The sequence below is a fragment of the Clostridium felsineum DSM 794 genome (genome assembly GCF_002006355.2).
Classification (GTDB): Bacteria; Bacillota; Clostridia; order Clostridiales; family Clostridiaceae; genus Clostridium_S; species Clostridium_S felsineum.
In genome coordinates this window covers 4,443,999-4,461,047 of sequence record NZ_CP096980.1, presented here as the reverse complement: position 1 = coordinate 4,461,047, position 17,049 = coordinate 4,443,999, and the positions used below count along the sequence as shown (strand labels likewise).

Sequence of the window (17,049 nt, the reverse complement as noted above, 5' to 3'; positions counted from 1 at the left end):
CATGAATAAACAATTTTTAATACAGAATTCAAAAACCTTGAGAAAACATATAATTGAAATGCTATATGAATCAAAATCTGGACATCCAGGTGGCTCCTTATCTTGCATAGATATAATGAATTATTTATATTTTGAGAAGATGAACATAACTAAAGATAATTATGATGATTTTAATAGAGATCGTTTTGTTTTAAGTAAGGGACATGCAGCTCCAGCCCTATATTCAACCTTGGCTGAAAAGGGCTTTTTTAATAAAGAAGAATTATTAAAATTAAGAAAGCTAGGAGCAATGCTTCAAGGTCATCCTGATTCAAAGAAAATCCCTGGAGTAGATGTTTCTACAGGATCTTTAGGACAAGGAATCTCAAATGCAGTAGGAGTTGCTTTAGGACTAAAAATGGATAGTAGAAAAGGAAAGGTTTATGTTCTATTAGGTGATGGTGAATTGCAAGAAGGATTGGTTTGGGAAGCTAGTATGTGTGCTGCTCATTATAAATTAGATAATCTTATTGCCATCATTGATAATAACGGTTTGCAAATAGATGGTAAGAATGAAGAGGTTATGAACATATATCCACTAAAGGAAAAATGGCAAAGCTTTGGTTTTAATGTTATTGAATGTGACGGACATGATTATGCTGCATTACATGAGGCTTTTGATGAAGAAAATATAGTTGAAGGAAAACCAACCCTGGTAATATGCAAAACTGTAAAGGGAAAGGGAGTATCCTTTATGGAAAATCAAGCTGGTTGGCACGGTCAGGCGCCAAATTTAGAACAAAAAGAAAAAGCATTGTCTGAATTAGTTTAGGGGAGGAAGATCATGGGAAAGGCAACAAGAGAATCATATGGTAAAGCCTTAGTTAAGCTAGGGAAAGAAAACAAAGATGTAATCGTTTTAGATGCAGATTTGTCAAAGTCAACAAAAACGAATGATTTTAAAAATGAGTATAAAGATAGATTTTTTAACATGGGAATAGCAGAACAAAATTTGATGGGCGTTGCAGCAGGCTTAGCCACTGTAAATAAAATACCTTTTGCCAGCACTTTTGCTGTATTTGCATCAGGCAGAGCCTTTGAAATAATAAGAAATTCAATATGTTATCCTAAATTGAATGTTAAGATTGCGGCTACCCATGCGGGAATAACAGTAGGTGAAGATGGGGGTTCTCATCAATCCATTGAAGATATAGCTCTCATGACATCTCTTCCCAATATGACTGTAATTGTACCTGCAGATGATAGAGAAGCTACAGAAGCGGTACTTGCAGCAGCTAAAGTAAATGGACCGGTTTATTTAAGGTTTGGAAGATGCAATACAGAGGATATTTTTGATGAAAGTTATAAGTTTGAAATTGGAAAAGGTGTTCAAATAAAAGAAGGTAAGGATGTAGCAATAATAGCAACAGGAATGATGGTTCAAAGGGCAATAAAGGCAGCAGAAATCCTAGAAAAAGAAAATATCAAAGCAAGGGTTATAAATATTTCAACTATTAAACCAATTGATGAAGAAATAATTTTAAGGGCAGCTAAGGAAACAAAAGGAATTGTTACAGTGGAAGAACATTCTGTTATAGGTGGACTTGGAGCTATGGTTTCCAGTGTTGTCTGTGAAAAATGTCCTACTAAAGTTAAAAAAATAGGAATAGCTGACGTGTTTGGACAATCAGGAACTCCAAATGAGCTTATGGAGAAATACGGATTGACAGAGAATAATATTGTTAAGACGGTTCATGAATTATTAGATTAAGATTGGAGAGAGTTATTTATGAAAATATTTATAGATACAGCTAATGTAGAAGAAATAAAAGCGGCAAGCAAACTAGGTGTGTTATCAGGTGTAACTACAAACCCTTCATTAATTGCTAAGGAAGGCAGAGACTTGAAGGAAGTTATAGAGGAAATCTGTTCTATAGTAAATGGACCTATAAGTGCTGAGGTTATTAGCTTAGAAGCTTGTAAAATGATTGCTGAAGCTAGAGAGTTGGCTAAGCTGCATGAAAATATAGTAATAAAGGTTCCAATGTGCGCAGATGGTTTAGAAGCAGTAAGTGTTTTATCCAAAGAAGGAATAAAGACAAACGTAACATTAATATTTTCACCACTTCAAGCTTTACTAGCAGCAAGAGCTGGTGCGTCTTTTGTAAGTCCTTTTCTTGGAAGACTAGATGATATAGGAAATCCAGGAATAGAAGTAGTAAGACAAATTGTAGATATATTTGAAATACATAATATAAAAACAGAAGTAATATCTGCAAGTGTGAGAAATCCAATGCATGTTTTAGATGTAGCAATGGCAGGTTCACATATTGCAACAATTCCATACGGAGTAATTATACAAATGACAAAGCATACCTTAACAGATCAAGGAATTGAGAAGTTTTTGAAAGATTATGATAAGGCTTTTGGAGATAAAAAATAATACAAAAGGCTAGTTTGAGTTTAAATATTATCTACTCATTAAATAAGTCTTTTTAAAATGTAGTAGAAAGTGTCTTTATAATTTTAGGCACTTTTTTTCTATCTATAAAACAGAATATTTTAATAGTGCAAGGGGATAATGACTAATATTAAAATTTTGCACGAATGTTCAGTTAATATAATTGTATTGAATAGCAAATTTGATGATATTATAATTATATCATAAACAAATGTTCAAGCATCGGAAATGGGTTGTGGTTATGTAAAATTATTAAATGGAGGTAGTATTTATGAATGAGTATGATAGTTTAAATGAAAACGAGAAAATTAATCTTTTGGCCAGTGTAGCAACACTATATTATGAGAGAGAGATGACTCAATCAGAAATTGCTGAACGTTTGTTTACCTCTCGATCTAAAATTTCAAGACTATTAAAAGAAGCTAGAGAGAAGAAGATTGTAGAGATAATTATAAAAGAGCCTTGGGAAAGGATGCTAGAAATAGAAAATGAATTTCTAACTAGATTTAAATTGAAAGATATAAGAGTGTTAAACACAAGAGGGATTCCTTATATAGAAACATTAAAAAAGCTTGGGGAAATTGCCGCATATTATATTGATGGTGTTATGAATAAAAATATTATCTTGGGAATGTCCTGGGGAAATACTATTTATCATACGGTTAATAGCCTGAAAACTAATAAAAATATACCTATTACAGTAGTTCAGATAATGGGTGCTGCATTAAAGGATAAGCCAGAAATAGATGGTATAGATCTTGCTAAGCGTTTTGCAAGCGTTTACGGAGGCAAATATCACTATATATATGCCCCACTTTTTGTAAAGGATAAAAGTATGAGAGATAGCTTAATACAAGATCCTTACATATCAGATACGCTATCTTTAGCAAAAAAATCCACGGTAGTTTTAACAAGTGTAGGTTCAGTTGATTCAACAATTTCAAATCAAGCTTGGAATAACTATATAAGTAGCTATACACAATATACGCTTCAATCTAATGGCGCTGTAGGTCATATAGGAGGGCATTTCTACGATATAGAAGGAAAAGAAGTAGATGCACAGTTAGATGATAATATTATAGGTATAGATTTAAAAGACTTTCAGAAGGTGCCTAACGTAATATGTATAGCTGGATCAGCTGAAAAGGGTGCCGCCATTTTAGGGGCTATTAGAGGTGGCTATATTGATACTTTAATTATTGATGATACTGCTGCTTTAAAGGTACTACAGATTGATAATCAAAAGTAGGCTTTAAAAATAACAAGCTACTATAGTTTTGTAAATACTAAAGAATATTTACAAAACTATTTACTGTGTGATAAACTAGTTGTACCGTTTAGGGAAGATTCTCCCTTTGTATTTTATTTGTAGTTGTAAACCGCATTTTAATATACAAAGAGGGAATTTTTATTGTTACGGAGTTAAACTGTGTGAGGACAATAGAATTAATGTAATAGAAGGAATCAGAATTGATAAAAATGGTAAGTCAAATACCCCACGTGCACAAATGTGCAAAGCGTAAGCAAATGTTGACTTATGATTAATAAATTGTTATGCTATACATATAGAAGATAAAGAAATGGGAATCATAAAATAATAAAATTAAGGTGGTGTTTAAGATTAATAGTAATGTTATTTTGGAGGAAAATATTAAGCTTAAGGTAGAAGCAAAAGACTGGATTGATTCTATGAAAAAGTCTGGTAAATTACTAGTTAATTCAGGATTTATTAAAGAAGGTTACATTGATCTAACAATTAAAAATGTTGAGGAAAATGGACCATATATTGTAATAGCACCAGGACTTGCACTTTCACACTATAGGCCTGATGAAACCGTTTTAAAAACTGGCTTGAGTTTAATAACGCTAACTGAACCATTGAATTTTAATAGTGAAAATGATCCAGTAGATATTGTTTTAACCCTAGCATCTACAAGTGATGATGATCATTTGAATTTACTTCAAAAATTAAGCTGTTATCTTTCAGAAGATGGAAAAATGGATAGGATTCGTAATTGTACAAATCCAGGGGAATTAGCAAAGGAAATAAACGAATACGAAGTGGAATTTTAAAAAAATAAATTAAACGTGGGGGATAAATTATGAATGTTTTTATGCAAGGTTTTACAATCTTTTCAAATAACATATTAACGCATCCAGAATTTTTCGTTGGTTTAATCGTATTAATTGGTTACTTACTTTTAAGAAAACCTTTTCATGAAACGCTTAGTGGTTTTTTAAAAGCGATCGTAGGATACATGCTTTTAAATGTTGGAGCAGGAGGTCTTGTAAGTACTTTTAGACCATTGCTTGCAGGTCTTAATGATAGATTTCACTTAAACGCTGCGGTTATTGATCCTTATTTTGGACTTAATGCAGTTAATGAAGGGTTAAAAACTCTTAATATTGCAGTTTCATTTACAATGATTTCTTTATTGATAGGATTTGTTTGGAATATTGTTTTAGTATTATTCAGAAAACAGACAAAAATCAGAACTCTTTTTGTAACTGGTCACATTATGGTACAACAAGCAACAACAATAACATGGATTGTATTTATGGCTTTCCCTCAATTTAGAAATACAACTGGTGCAATAATAATTGGTTTACTTTCAGGAACTTATTGGGCAGTGTTCTCTAACTTAACTGTTGAAGCTACTCAAAACTTAACTGAAAACGCTGGTTTTGCAATAGGGCATCAACAAATGATTGGAGTATGGGTAGCAGATAAATTAGCTGGTAAGTTAGGAAAACCAGAAGATTCAGTTGAAAATAAAAAGCTTCCAGGTTGGCTTGCAATATTCAATGATAACGTGGTTGCAACAAGTATACTAATGTTAGTGTTCTTTGGAATAATAATGGTAGTACTTGGTGAGCCATATTTAAGAAAGATAGATAAAGTAAATTTCCCATTAACGTTAGCATTCCCAACATATATTTTCTCTAAGGCATTATCTTTTTCAGTATATATGGTTGTATTAATGACAGGTGTTAGAATGTTCGTTGCTGAATTAACAGAATCCTTTAGAGGTATTTCTGATAAATTACTTCCAGGTGCTATGCCAGGAGTTGATTGTGCAGCTACATATGGATTTACATCACCTAATGCAGTAACTTTTGGTTTCTTATGTGGAGCTATAGGACAATTTATAGCAGTAGCAGGATTATTAATATTTAAGTCACCAATAATGATAATACCAGGCTTCGTTCCACTATTCTTTGATAATGCAACAATAGCAGTGTTCGCAAATAAAAGAGGTGGAGTAAAAGCAGCAGCTATTTTAACCTTCGCACAAGGTGTTATTCAAGTATTAGGCGGAGCTATCGCAGCATCAATGTTTGGCTTATACAAATTCGGTGGTTGGCATGGAAATATAGATTTTGATACATTGTGGCCAGTAATGGGAATGGCGATGAAATACTTAGCAATACCAGGAATAGTATTATGTTTAGTGTTTATGCTAGTAATACCACATCTTCAATATAGAAGACATAAAGAAAATTACTTTGCGCATATGGAAGAAGAATAAAATAATAGCTCGTGTGTAATCGTTTTAAATAAAAATTATATGTAAAGGGGAAATGAAAAATGAAAGTATTAGCAGCATGTGGAAATGGAATGGGCTCAAGCCAACTTATAAAGATGAAAATAACTAAGGTTTTTAAAAAATTAAATGTGCAAGCGTCAGTAGATCATTTAAGTGTTGGAGAGGCAAAATCAGTTGCAGGAAATTATGACATGATATTTGTATCACACGCATTAGCACCAAACTTTAAGAATTCTTCACAAAAAACAAAGGTAATAGGGTTAAAAAATCTATTATCAGAGGCTGAGATAGAAGAAAAAATAAAAGAAGCTTTAGATGTAAAATAAAAACGTAAAAAGAAAATTGCTTAGCAATTTTCTTTTTTTATAAAGGAGAGTAGTTATGATTAAAATAGCCCCTTCAGTTTTAAGCGCAGATTTTTCTAAGCTTAAAAAACAAATAAAACAAATTGAAAAATCAAAGGCTGAATATATTCATATAGATGTTATGGATGGCCATTTTGTACCTAATATATCTTTTGGCTTTCCAATAGTAAAGACTATTAGAAGTCTTACTTCATTAACAATAGATGTTCATTTAATGATTGAAAATCCGTCTAAATATGTAAAAGAGTTTATAGAAGCTGGAGCAGATATAGTTACAGTGCATTATGAGGCAGACGTACATATTGATAGAACAATAAATTTAATCAGAAGTCTTGGCGCAAAATCATCAATTGCCCTTAATCCAGGAACTCCCGTTAATTTGATAGAAAATTTAATATCAGAGGTTGATATGGTTTTAATTATGACTGTAAATCCAGGCTTTGGTGGTCAAAAGTTTATTCCATATTGTAAGAATAAGATTGAAGAGTTAAAGAAACTAGCTAACAAAAGCAATGAAAATTTATTGATAGAAGTAGATGGTGGGATAGATATAAATAATATTGAAGAAATATCAAAGTTGGGAGCAAATGTTTTTGCTGTTGGTTCATCTGCTTTTAAAGATGGGGATATAGAAAACAATGTTGATAAGCTTATAAAAAAGAGTATAGAGAATGTTTAGATAAATATTTTTAAAATAAAGAGGATTTTAAGACTTTAAAATCTTCAAATATTAGAATTATTAGTTACTAGAAAACTCTCTAAAAGATACATGAAATCTATATTTTTATAGAAGTTCTGCTCTATTTTTCTTGATGAATAGAAGTTATTGCTATAAAATAGAGTACAATTTTGATGTGAATTAACTTATTTGGTCATATGTTAATTTAGCATAAATCTTTCACTTTTTTTAGTGAGAGATTTATTTTTTTGAAAATTTAATATTATTATAAGCTGACTATTAAAAATACTGTATGATTTTGAAGGTATACTGTATTATTTACACTGAGATTTAGCAATAGAATGATAAAAGTGTATAAAAAGGAATAAAACTGTATAAAAAGGAATAAAACTGTATAATTCACTTTTTTTGAATTATTATATTTTCTATGATTTAAGCCATATTTTACATAAAAAATACACTAAATTGGCACGATAATTGCTATTTATAAAAGTAAATAATTCAATGGATGAACATGGTAGATATTATTATTGCAACTCATAGGGGGATTTTAGAGCGAATATTCAAATTATCTGAAAGAATGTTTACCAAACAAGTAAACGTTTAACTAACTATTTTTACTCCATGTAAATCTATGATTATTTTGGAGGTATAAGTAAAACTATAATGTAAAAAATAAGGAGGAAAATCAATGAAATCTAAAAGACTTATTGCATTAACACTTAGTATTAGTATTTTTTTTGTTCTAGGGAATGTGACTATAACAAAAGCAAATGCTACATCATCAAGTACGACAACATATAGAACAGAGGAGTTACGTCCTCAATATCATTATACTCCAGATAACGGATGGATGAATGATCCAAATGGTATGGTGTATTATCATGGACAATATCATTTATTCTATCAATATAATCCCCAATCCACAGTATGGGGACCTATGCACTGGGGGCATGCAGTTAGTAAGGATTTGGTAAATTGGAAACAGGAGCCTATAGCGCTTGCACCAGATAAGAATGGAGATATTTTTTCAGGCAGTGTAGTTGTAGATTGGAATAATAGGAGTGGGTTATTTAATAATACGCCAGATCACACAGGATTGGTTGCATTCTTTACTAATAATGGTGCTACTCAATGTGAGAGCATGGCTTATAGTACAGATGAGGGAAAAACATGGACAGAGTATGGCAATAATCCAGTAATACCCCAACCAGCAAACACACCTGATTTTAGAGATCCAAAGGTATCTTGGGATAATGTACACAATAAATGGGTTATGACTGTTGCAGCAGGTAATAAGATACAATTTTATTCATCTTCAAATTTAAAAGAATGGACTTATACAGGAGAATTTGGAGCTGAAGGAGAAGCATCGCATGCAGGTGTTTGGGAGTGCCCAGATTTATATCAGATGCCCGTATCTGGGGAAAATGGTAAATCAAAATGGGTATTATCTATAAATATGGGAGCATCTGCAACTATTGATTCCCCACCAGCAAAGGGTTCAGGAATGATGTATGTTGTTGGAGATTTTGATGGCAATAAATTTGTGGCTGATCCTAAATATATAGCAAATAATAACGTTGGAAACAATGATTCTATTAGTGGATATTATTTACTTCCAGGAGATACCATTAAAGTTTATCATTCACGAACTGGTGGAAATGAACTAGGAGAAGCCACAGTACCAGCTGGTAAATCTTCTGTCAATATTCAATTAAATAAAAAATTAAGTTCTGGTGATGGAAAGGTATGGATATCTCTAGTGAGAAATGGAGTACCGGGAAGTAGGCAAGAAATCCATTATCTTGGAGAAAATACAGAAACAACTTCCAACACGCAAGCAGCATCAGGCAAGGATATTCTCAATCCAGGATTTGAAACAGGTAATTTATCTGGATGGGCAGCTACAGGGAATGAATGGACAAATAAGAATGTAACAGATAATACTACATGGTGGGGAGGAGTGTTTAATCAATCTGGAAAGTATCATTGTTGGGGATTTGCTGATCCTGCAATAGGAGGTTCTGGAGATGCGGGAACAGGTATATTAGAATCTTCTCAATTTAATTTAGGTGGAAGTGGAGAAATTAATTTTTTAGTTGGCGGCGGCGATGACATGAAAAACTTATATGTTACGTTAGAAACTGCTGACGGTAAAGAATTAAATCAATTTAAGGCATCAGGTACAAATTCAGAATCATATAGAAGGGTAGTATGGGATGCATCAGCATATATAGGTCAGAAGCTTCGTATAAAAGTGGTAGATAAATCTACTGGTGGTTGGGGACACATCAATGTAGATGATTTCCATGTATATAATACAAAAAATCATGTACAAAGTTCAACAGATTTGTATCCAATAAATTGGGTTGATTATGGACCAGATTTTTATGCAGGAGTTACTTGGAATGATACTATACTTCAAGATGATGTTTCTAGGTTTAAGTATGGAAATCATGTTCCAGATGGAAGACGAATCTTATTAGGTTGGATGAGTAATTGGGAATATGCAGGTAATACTCCTACATCAACTTGGAGAGGTTCTGATTCTATTCCAAGAGAAGAGAAATTAGTAGATACATCTGATGGATATAAGATTCTTCAGCAACCTGTAGAAAACCTTAAAAGTCTTCGTAAAGCTCCAGCAAAAATTTTAACTAATACTAAGGTTCAATCAGGAAGTAACTTGCTTTCTGGTATATCAGAAGATAGCTATGAAATTACATCAAAATTTAATGTTAATTCAACTACTGCAAAGGAATTTGGATTTAAAGTAAGAGAATCAGACAAGCAGGAAACAACTATTGGATATAATCCAGAGACTTCAACATTGTTTTTAGATCGTTCCAAGTCTGATAGTTTTAATTATCCAGAGTATATGCCACTAAAACAACAAGCACCACTGAAACCAGATTCAAATGGTAATGTGGAAATTCAGATTTTTGTAGATAAAGGATCTGTGGAGGTTTTTGGAAATAATGGACTGGTTTCAATTACAGATCAAATATTCTCCGCTGATTCAAGCAAGGGTATGGAGTTATATAGCACAGGTGGAGGAACTCACTTGGATTCTTTAGTGGTGTATCCTTTAAAATCAGCAAAATTTACTCCTTATATAAAACCTTTGGCTTACAATCCTAATACTGTTCCAAGAAATATTCTAAACGGTAATTTTGAGTCAGGGAAGCTTAATGGTTGGACACAAACTTCAGGTGGGGTCAATACATTTACAGTGTCAAGTGATGAATCAACATGCGATCCAAATGATAAATATTTCATCAGCAGTGGTGAAAACGGTAACACTAATACAGGTGTACTACAATCTAACTACTTTAAACTTAGTGGAAATGGACAAATTAGTTTATCAGTTGCTGGAGGAAATGCATCTGATAGAGAGTATGTGGCTTTATGTGATGGTGCTACTGATAGAGAATTATTTGAGGCAACAGGTAATAATAATGAAATATTTCAAAAAGTTCAATGGGATGCTTCAAAATATTTAGGAAAGGTTTTGTATATGAAAGTTGTAGATTACAATTGGGATAACTGGGGACATATAAATGTTAGAAACATAAAGATTAATTAACTTCAATATTAAATAAATTTAATCACTTAAGAAGTAGCTTTTGAAGAATATAATATGAGTTCAAAAGCTACTTCTTAAGTAATGTTATGTTATCATTTAGTGAAAATATTGACAATGGATATGACAAATGTTAGAATAAATCCATGGCTTATGAATACGTATTCATCAATTCTTTAATATTCTTAGTACCTTCAGAAATAAATTTATACATGATACACAGTGTATAATTTTTCACATGATTTGTATTATTTATATCAAACTTTAGGATAGAAGTGTATAAATAAAAATAAAAGTGTATAATTTATTTTTAAATTAACACTTTTCCCATCCATTGAACTTGTATTTCACAGTACTACAATGAAATATCATTTTTAATATACTGTTGTGGTATGGTAATTGCTATATAATCCTATATACGCACATGTAGAACTTGACAATTTTATATTACAAAAAATTGTCTAGCTAATAATAGAAAATTAGATATGGTAAATGTATTAGTTTTAGGAGGTGGTAACTTGAAGAATTTGAAGAGAATTGAAAAAATATATGAATATATTATTCAGAGAACAGAAAATTTTAATTTTGAAACTTTAAATGAGAAAATAGGTTTTAGTGCAGGTGAGATAGCTGAAAGTTTAGGTGCCTTAAGAAACAATGTAAGCATGGAATTAAATGAATTACTTAGACAGGACAAGATAATAAAAATAAAATCTAGACCGGTCTTATATGTTGATAGAGTTTGTGTTGAAAGAATTTTAGATAAAAAGTTAAAAACAGGCCCTATAGAAATAAAAGAATTAAATGAGTTGTTATTGGAAAAAAATCAGGTAAACCAGGAGCAATCTCCTTTTGATAAACTTATTGGAGCACGAACTAGTCTTAAAAATCAAATTGAACAGGCAAAGGCAGCTATACTTTATCCACCTAATGGTTTACACTCATTAATTGTAGGTCAAACAGGAGTAGGTAAAACCTTGTTTGCTAATATGATGTATAATCATGCAAAGTATGTGAAGAAGCTACAGAAGGATGCTCCATTTATAGTATTCAACTGTGCTGATTATTATAACAATCCTCAACTCTTAATTTCCCATTTGTTTGGACATGTTAAAGGAGCATATACAGGTGCTGATACTGAAAAAGCTGGGATTGTTGATAAAGCAGATACGGGTATATTATTTTTAGATGAAATACACAGATTGCCACCAGAAGGTCAAGAAATGTTGTTTTACTTTATGGATACGGGAAAATTTAATAGATTAGGTGAAACAGAGAGGAACAGAGAAGCCTGTGTTTTAATAATTGGGGCTACTACTGAAGATCCAAGTTCATCACTATTAAAAACATTTGTAAGAAGAATACCCATAATTATAAATATCCCCAATTTTGAGAAAAGAACAGCAAAAGATAAGGTGGACTTTATTAAATTTCTATTTTCTAATGAGGCCCATAGAGTAAATAAGTTAATAAAAATTGAAGATGAGGCTGTAAAAGCTATTATTGGAAGCACATCCTATGGGAATATTGGTCAGATGAAATCAAATATTCAACTTATATGTGCTAATGGTTTTTTGAAAAGTATCAATAATAAAGATTTCATAGAGATAGATTTTAAATCTCTGCCATCAGATATTAAGAGCGGATTGTTTTATTTAAGTGGTAAACGTAAAGAAATGGAAGCAATATCTAGTTACTTGGATTCACAGTTAATAATAACGCCAGAAGGACATGATGTATTAATTGAAAGGGATCCTTATGATCCACCATTTAATTTGTATAAAATAATAGAAGATAAAGCTGCAATTTTAAAAGACGGAGGTGTAGATGAGGAATATATAAATAAATTTATAACAACGGACATTAATGTACATATTAAATCCTTTTACAATAAGGTAAAAAATGATGAGGATGGGAGAAATAAAATATTAAAGATAGTAGATGAGGATATTCTTAAATTTACAGAAGAAGTAATAGAAATGGTTGAAAGAAAGCTTAATAAAAAACTAACAGATAGATTTCTGTATGCCCTTAGTCTACATCTAAGTTCATTTTTAAACAGATTAAGTAATCATCAAAACCTTAAGTATACAAATATAGAAGGACTAATAAATGATAAACGTACAGAATTCAACATTGCTGTAGATTTAAAAGGAATGATTGAAAAGAAATATAATGTAGTTGTTCCAAAGATTGAGGTTATTTATCTTACCTTGTTAATTAGTTCAATTACTGAGGAACAAACAAATCAGCATGTTGCTATAATTGTAGCAGCACACGGTAGTAGTACAGCAAGTAGTATGGTTAATGTGGCAAAACAACTTTTAGGTGATAGCATAATTGAGGCAATAGATATGCCTTTGGAAGTTAATCCTACTCAGACTTTAAATGAAATTATAGAAAAAACTAAAGAAATAGATATGGGCAAAGGAGTTTTACTACTTGTTGATATGGGATCTCTTGCAAATTTTGAGCCTATAATAACCGAAAAAACTGATATAAAAGTTAAGACACTGGATATGGTTACAACCTCATTAGTATTAGAAGCAATAAGAAAAGCAACTATTTTAGATATGGATTTAGAAAGTATATACAGATCCTTAAAAGATTTCAGAGGTTACAATACTTTTGAAGAGGAAGTAAGTACCAGTAAGGATGGTAAGGAAAATGTAATTATTACAATATGTTCTACTGGTGAAGGAACAGCAATTAAATTAAAGGAATTGGTAGAAAATATTGTTTCAAATATTACAGAAGAAAAAATTCAAGTTTTTCCTGTAAGTGTTAGAGATATAGATGATAATATAAAAAATATTATGAAGAAGTACAATATAATTGCTTCTGTTGGTATTATAAATCCTAAAATTGAAGCACCCTTCATTTCCATTGAAAAATTGATTGGTGGTAATGGAGAAAATATACTTATGAGCATAATAAAAAATCATGATTTTCCTGTGGAAGTGAAACATGAAAGTATAGTTACTAAGGACTTATGTGAAGATAGTTTAAATCAATTTTTAACTTATTTAAATCCAGCAAAAATAACAAGTATGTTGTATCAATTTGTAAGTGAATTAGAGGAAAAATTCAATTCTGAATTTAATAATTCAACGAAAATACGAGTGATGGTGCACTTGGGATGTGCTCTTGAAAGGATGGTTATTAATGATGGGATAAAATATAAAGGGGATGAGGAAAAGTTAGATAATAACAAGGTTAATATTATTAAAGATGCAAGCAAAATATTTAAAAAAAATTTAAATATATCATTAACAGAAGATGAGATATTTTATTTATCAGAAATGATTTGAATTTAAACTGTATATTTTAATATGAAAAGTAAGGGGCTTATAAAAAGCCTCTTTTTATTGCAATTATTTAAAAATACATAATCAGCAATGAAAGTGTTATGAATTTTATATAGTGTATAATTCCAAACCATATTAGTATTATTTAAGCTGAAATTTAGTATTAAAAGTATTAAAAATTATAAAAGTGTATAATTTACTTTTAAATCAGTATTTTTTTTAATGTATTAAACTGCTATTTCATGGTATTAGAATAAAATACAATTTATAATATACTTCTTTGGCATGATATTTGCTGTATATATGTATAGGCAACATGGTGTTATAAATTGGAGGTGAGATTATGGTAGCTATTATTATTGGAACTCATGGAGATTTTTCAGAACAAATATTAAAATCATCTGAAATGATATTTGGAAAACAAGAAAATGTCTCATCAGTTACTTTTCATCCAGGTGAGGGACCTGATGATCTTGTAGAAAAATATAAAACAGAATTAGAAAAATTAGATTGTAAAGATGGAGTACTTTTTCTAGTAGATTTATTTGGAGGTAGCCCATTTAATGCAGCAAGTAGAATAGTAACAGAAGAAGAAAACAAAAATATGGATATTGTTACTGGTATTAATTTACCAATGTTACTTGAGGTATATGGAGCTAGAAATTTTTCGAACGTTGAAGAACTAGTGAGTATAAGTAAAAAAGCAGGAAATGAAGGAATAAAATCATTTAAAGAAGTTTTTTCACAACAAGAAGAAAATGAAATACTATAATAAAAGTTAAATGGAGGAATTATAAATGAATATTAATTTTGTAAGAATCGATGATAGATTGATTCATGGTCAAGTTGCAAGTATTTGGGTAAAAGAAACAAAATGTAATAAGATATTAGTTTGTAGTGATGATGTAGCTAAAGATACGTTAAGAAAAACATTGCTTTTACAGGTAGCACCTCCAGGAGTAAAGGCCTATGTTTTGCCTATTGCTAAAGCACTTGAGGTTTATAAAAATCCTAAATACGATTCTTTTAAAGCATTAATATTATGTACAAACCCAGTAGATGCTTTAAGACTAGTTGAAGGCGGTATGGATATAAAATCTATTAATCTTGGAGGAATGTGCTATAAACAAGGAAGAACTCAAATTAGCAGCGCAGTATCTCTTGGACCAGAAGATGTTGCAGCCTTAAAAAAGATGCATGAACTTGGAATAGAACTTGAACTAAGAAAAATTGCCAGTGATTCAAAAGTTGACGTAATGAGTAAAATAAAAGATTTATAATCTACTAATGAAAGTTTGCTTATAAAAGATATTTTACAATATGCAAGATTCAAATGAATTTTGTATATGTAAAAAATCTTTTGTAATATAACTTAAGTGATTTTATAAAAATGTAAAGGTTTTGAAGTTAGGAGAACAAAAATAATATATTTTATAGAGGGGGATTACACATGTCAACTATTCAATTTGTTCTAGTAATTGTCGTTGCTATGATAACCGGTATGGGAAGTGTACTTGACAGTATGCAAACACACAGACCACTTATTGCATGTACTTTAATAGGACTAGTACTAGGGGATTTAAAAACAGGAATTATTTTAGGTGGTGAATTGGAACTTTTAGCTCTAGGTTGGATGAATGTTGGAGCAGCAATGGGACCAGATAGTGCACTTGCTAGTGTTGTTGCAGCTATATTGGTAATTACAGCTCATCAACCGATAGCATCAGGTATAGCAGTTGCAATTCCAATTGCAGCAGCTGGACAGGTTTTAACCATATTTGTTAGAACTATAGCAGTATTTTTCCAACATCTTTCGGATAAATATGCTGAAGAAGGTAATTTTAGAGCGATAGAAATAGCTCACTTTGGAGCACTTATATTACAAGGACTTCGTATAGCTATACCAGTGGCATTAGTGGCAGCTGTGGCTGGTACTAGTGGAGTTAACTCAATGTTGGCAAGTATACCTGTACCTGTAACAAGGGGATTACAGATTGCTGGAGGAATGATAGTTTGTGTTGGTTATGCTATGGTAATTAATATGATGGAAGCAAAATACTTAATGCCATTCTTCTTTATTGGTTTTGTAGTTGCTGCATTTACAACATTTACTCTTGTTGGTTTCGGTATAATTGGTGTATGCGCAGCACTATTATTTATTCAATTGAATCCTAGATACACCAAAGTTCAAGCAGCTGATGAATTAGATGATTTGTAGAAGGAGGATATAATATGAGTGAGAATAAGTTAACTAAAGGCGATTTAAGAAGTATGTTTTGGCGTTCATGGTTTATATTAGGTTCATATAACTTTGAAAGAATGCAAAGTATGGGTTTTTGTGTATCTATGATTCCAGCTATAAAGAGATTTTATAAGGATAAAGCAGATCAAAAAGCAGCATTAAAAAGGCACTTGGAATTCTTTAACACTACTCCATATATGGCTGCACCTATTATGGGTGTTACAGCTGCTATGGAAGAACAAAAAGCTAATGGAGCAGAAATTGATGATGCAGCTATTAGTGGTGTGAAAATTGGACTTATAGGACCACTTGCTGGTGTGGGTGACCCTATATTTTGGGGAACATTAAGACCGATGTTTGCTGCACTTGGTGCCTCAATTGCTGCTAGTGGAAGTATTTTGGGACCACTACTTTTCTTTATACCATTTAATATTTGTAGAATATTGATATTATGGTATGGACTTAAATTAGGATATGAAAAAGGAACATCAATGGTAACAGAAGCATCTGGAAATACACTACAGAAAATAACTGAAGGTGCATCGATAGTGGGATTGTTTATAATGGGAGTATTAGTTAACAAATGGACTAGTATTAATGTTCCATTAGTAATTGCACAATATAAGGACCAAACTGGTAAAATGATTACTACAACTGTTCAAAGTACTTTAGATTCATTCGTTCCAGGCTTACTTGCATTATTAATAACTTTCGGTTGCATGAAGCTACTAAAGAAGAAAGTTAATCCAATGGTAATAATATTTGGAATGTTCGCTTTAGGTATAGTTGGTTATATATGTGGATTCTTAAAATAATTCTTAAATGATTTTTTAAATAAGTAGGGCTGTCTCTTAAATTTGGGATAGCCTTAACTTTATATA

Annotated in this window: 14 protein-coding genes; all 14 read left to right on the top strand. The window is 31.3% G+C overall.

Annotated elements, in window-relative coordinates; translation table 11 throughout:
• Position 1: 1 nt before the first annotated feature.
• The 14 genes from CLFE_RS20675 (at position 2) to manZ (ending at position 16,983) form a co-directional block, all read left to right on the top strand.
• Positions 2–811 (top strand): transketolase, encoded by an 810-nt coding sequence (locus CLFE_RS20675; protein ID WP_077893597.1) that lies wholly within the window; start codon positions 2–4, stop codon positions 809–811.
• Between the two features lie 12 nt (positions 812–823).
• A complete protein-coding gene (locus tag CLFE_RS20670; protein ID WP_077893596.1) occupies positions 824–1,750 on the top strand; it encodes a transketolase family protein in 927 nt (308 codons plus the stop codon).
• An 18-nt stretch (positions 1,751–1,768) separates the two neighbouring features.
• Positions 1,769–2,422 carry a fructose-6-phosphate aldolase gene (gene fsa, locus CLFE_RS20665; protein ID WP_077893595.1) on the top strand — a complete coding sequence of 218 codons (654 nt, stop codon included), beginning with the start codon at positions 1,769–1,771 and terminating at the stop codon, positions 2,420–2,422.
• Between the two features lie 289 nt (positions 2,423–2,711).
• Entirely contained in the window at positions 2,712–3,689 is a 978-nt protein-coding gene (locus tag CLFE_RS20660; protein WP_077833130.1) for a sugar-binding transcriptional regulator, read from the top strand.
• Between the two features lie 389 nt (positions 3,690–4,078).
• Positions 4,079–4,513, top strand: a complete 435-nt coding sequence (locus CLFE_RS20655) for a PTS sugar transporter subunit IIA (protein WP_242951629.1) — start codon at positions 4,079–4,081, stop codon at positions 4,511–4,513.
• Between the two features lie 29 nt (positions 4,514–4,542).
• Positions 4,543–5,970, top strand: a complete 1,428-nt coding sequence (gene ulaA / locus CLFE_RS20650) for a PTS ascorbate transporter subunit IIC (protein ID WP_077893594.1) — start codon at positions 4,543–4,545, stop codon at positions 5,968–5,970.
• A gap of 59 nt (positions 5,971–6,029) precedes the next feature.
• Positions 6,030–6,314: a PTS sugar transporter subunit IIB gene (locus CLFE_RS20645; RefSeq protein ID WP_077893593.1), complete on the top strand. Its 285-nt coding sequence runs from the start codon at positions 6,030–6,032 to the stop codon at positions 6,312–6,314.
• A gap of 55 nt (positions 6,315–6,369) precedes the next feature.
• Positions 6,370–7,032, top strand: a complete 663-nt coding sequence (rpe, locus tag CLFE_RS20640) for a ribulose-phosphate 3-epimerase (protein WP_077893592.1) — start codon at positions 6,370–6,372, stop codon at positions 7,030–7,032.
• A gap of 691 nt (positions 7,033–7,723) precedes the next feature.
• Complete coding sequence (locus CLFE_RS20635; protein WP_077893591.1) at positions 7,724–10,621, top strand: glycoside hydrolase family 32 protein; 2,898 nt, start codon at positions 7,724–7,726, stop codon at positions 10,619–10,621.
• 524 nt (positions 10,622–11,145) lie between these two features.
• Positions 11,146–13,929, top strand: a complete 2,784-nt coding sequence (locus tag CLFE_RS20630; protein WP_077893684.1) for a sigma-54-dependent transcriptional regulator — start codon at positions 11,146–11,148, stop codon at positions 13,927–13,929.
• A 340-nt stretch (positions 13,930–14,269) separates the two neighbouring features.
• Positions 14,270–14,698: a mannose/fructose/sorbose PTS transporter subunit IIA gene (locus tag CLFE_RS20625; RefSeq protein WP_077833125.1), complete on the top strand. Its 429-nt coding sequence runs from the start codon at positions 14,270–14,272 to the stop codon at positions 14,696–14,698.
• Between the two features lie 25 nt (positions 14,699–14,723).
• Positions 14,724–15,206 (top strand): mannose/fructose/sorbose PTS transporter subunit IIB, encoded by a 483-nt coding sequence (locus CLFE_RS20620; RefSeq protein ID WP_077833124.1) that lies wholly within the window; start codon positions 14,724–14,726, stop codon positions 15,204–15,206.
• Positions 15,207–15,376: 170 nt separating this feature from the next.
• A complete protein-coding gene (locus CLFE_RS20615) occupies positions 15,377–16,144 on the top strand; it encodes a PTS mannose/fructose/sorbose transporter subunit IIC (RefSeq protein WP_077833123.1) in 768 nt (255 codons plus the stop codon).
• 14 nt (positions 16,145–16,158) lie between these two features.
• Positions 16,159–16,983, top strand: coding sequence for a PTS mannose transporter subunit IID (gene manZ, locus CLFE_RS20610; RefSeq protein WP_077833122.1), 825 nt, complete (start codon positions 16,159–16,161; stop codon positions 16,981–16,983).
• The last annotated feature ends 66 nt before the right edge of the window (positions 16,984–17,049 follow it).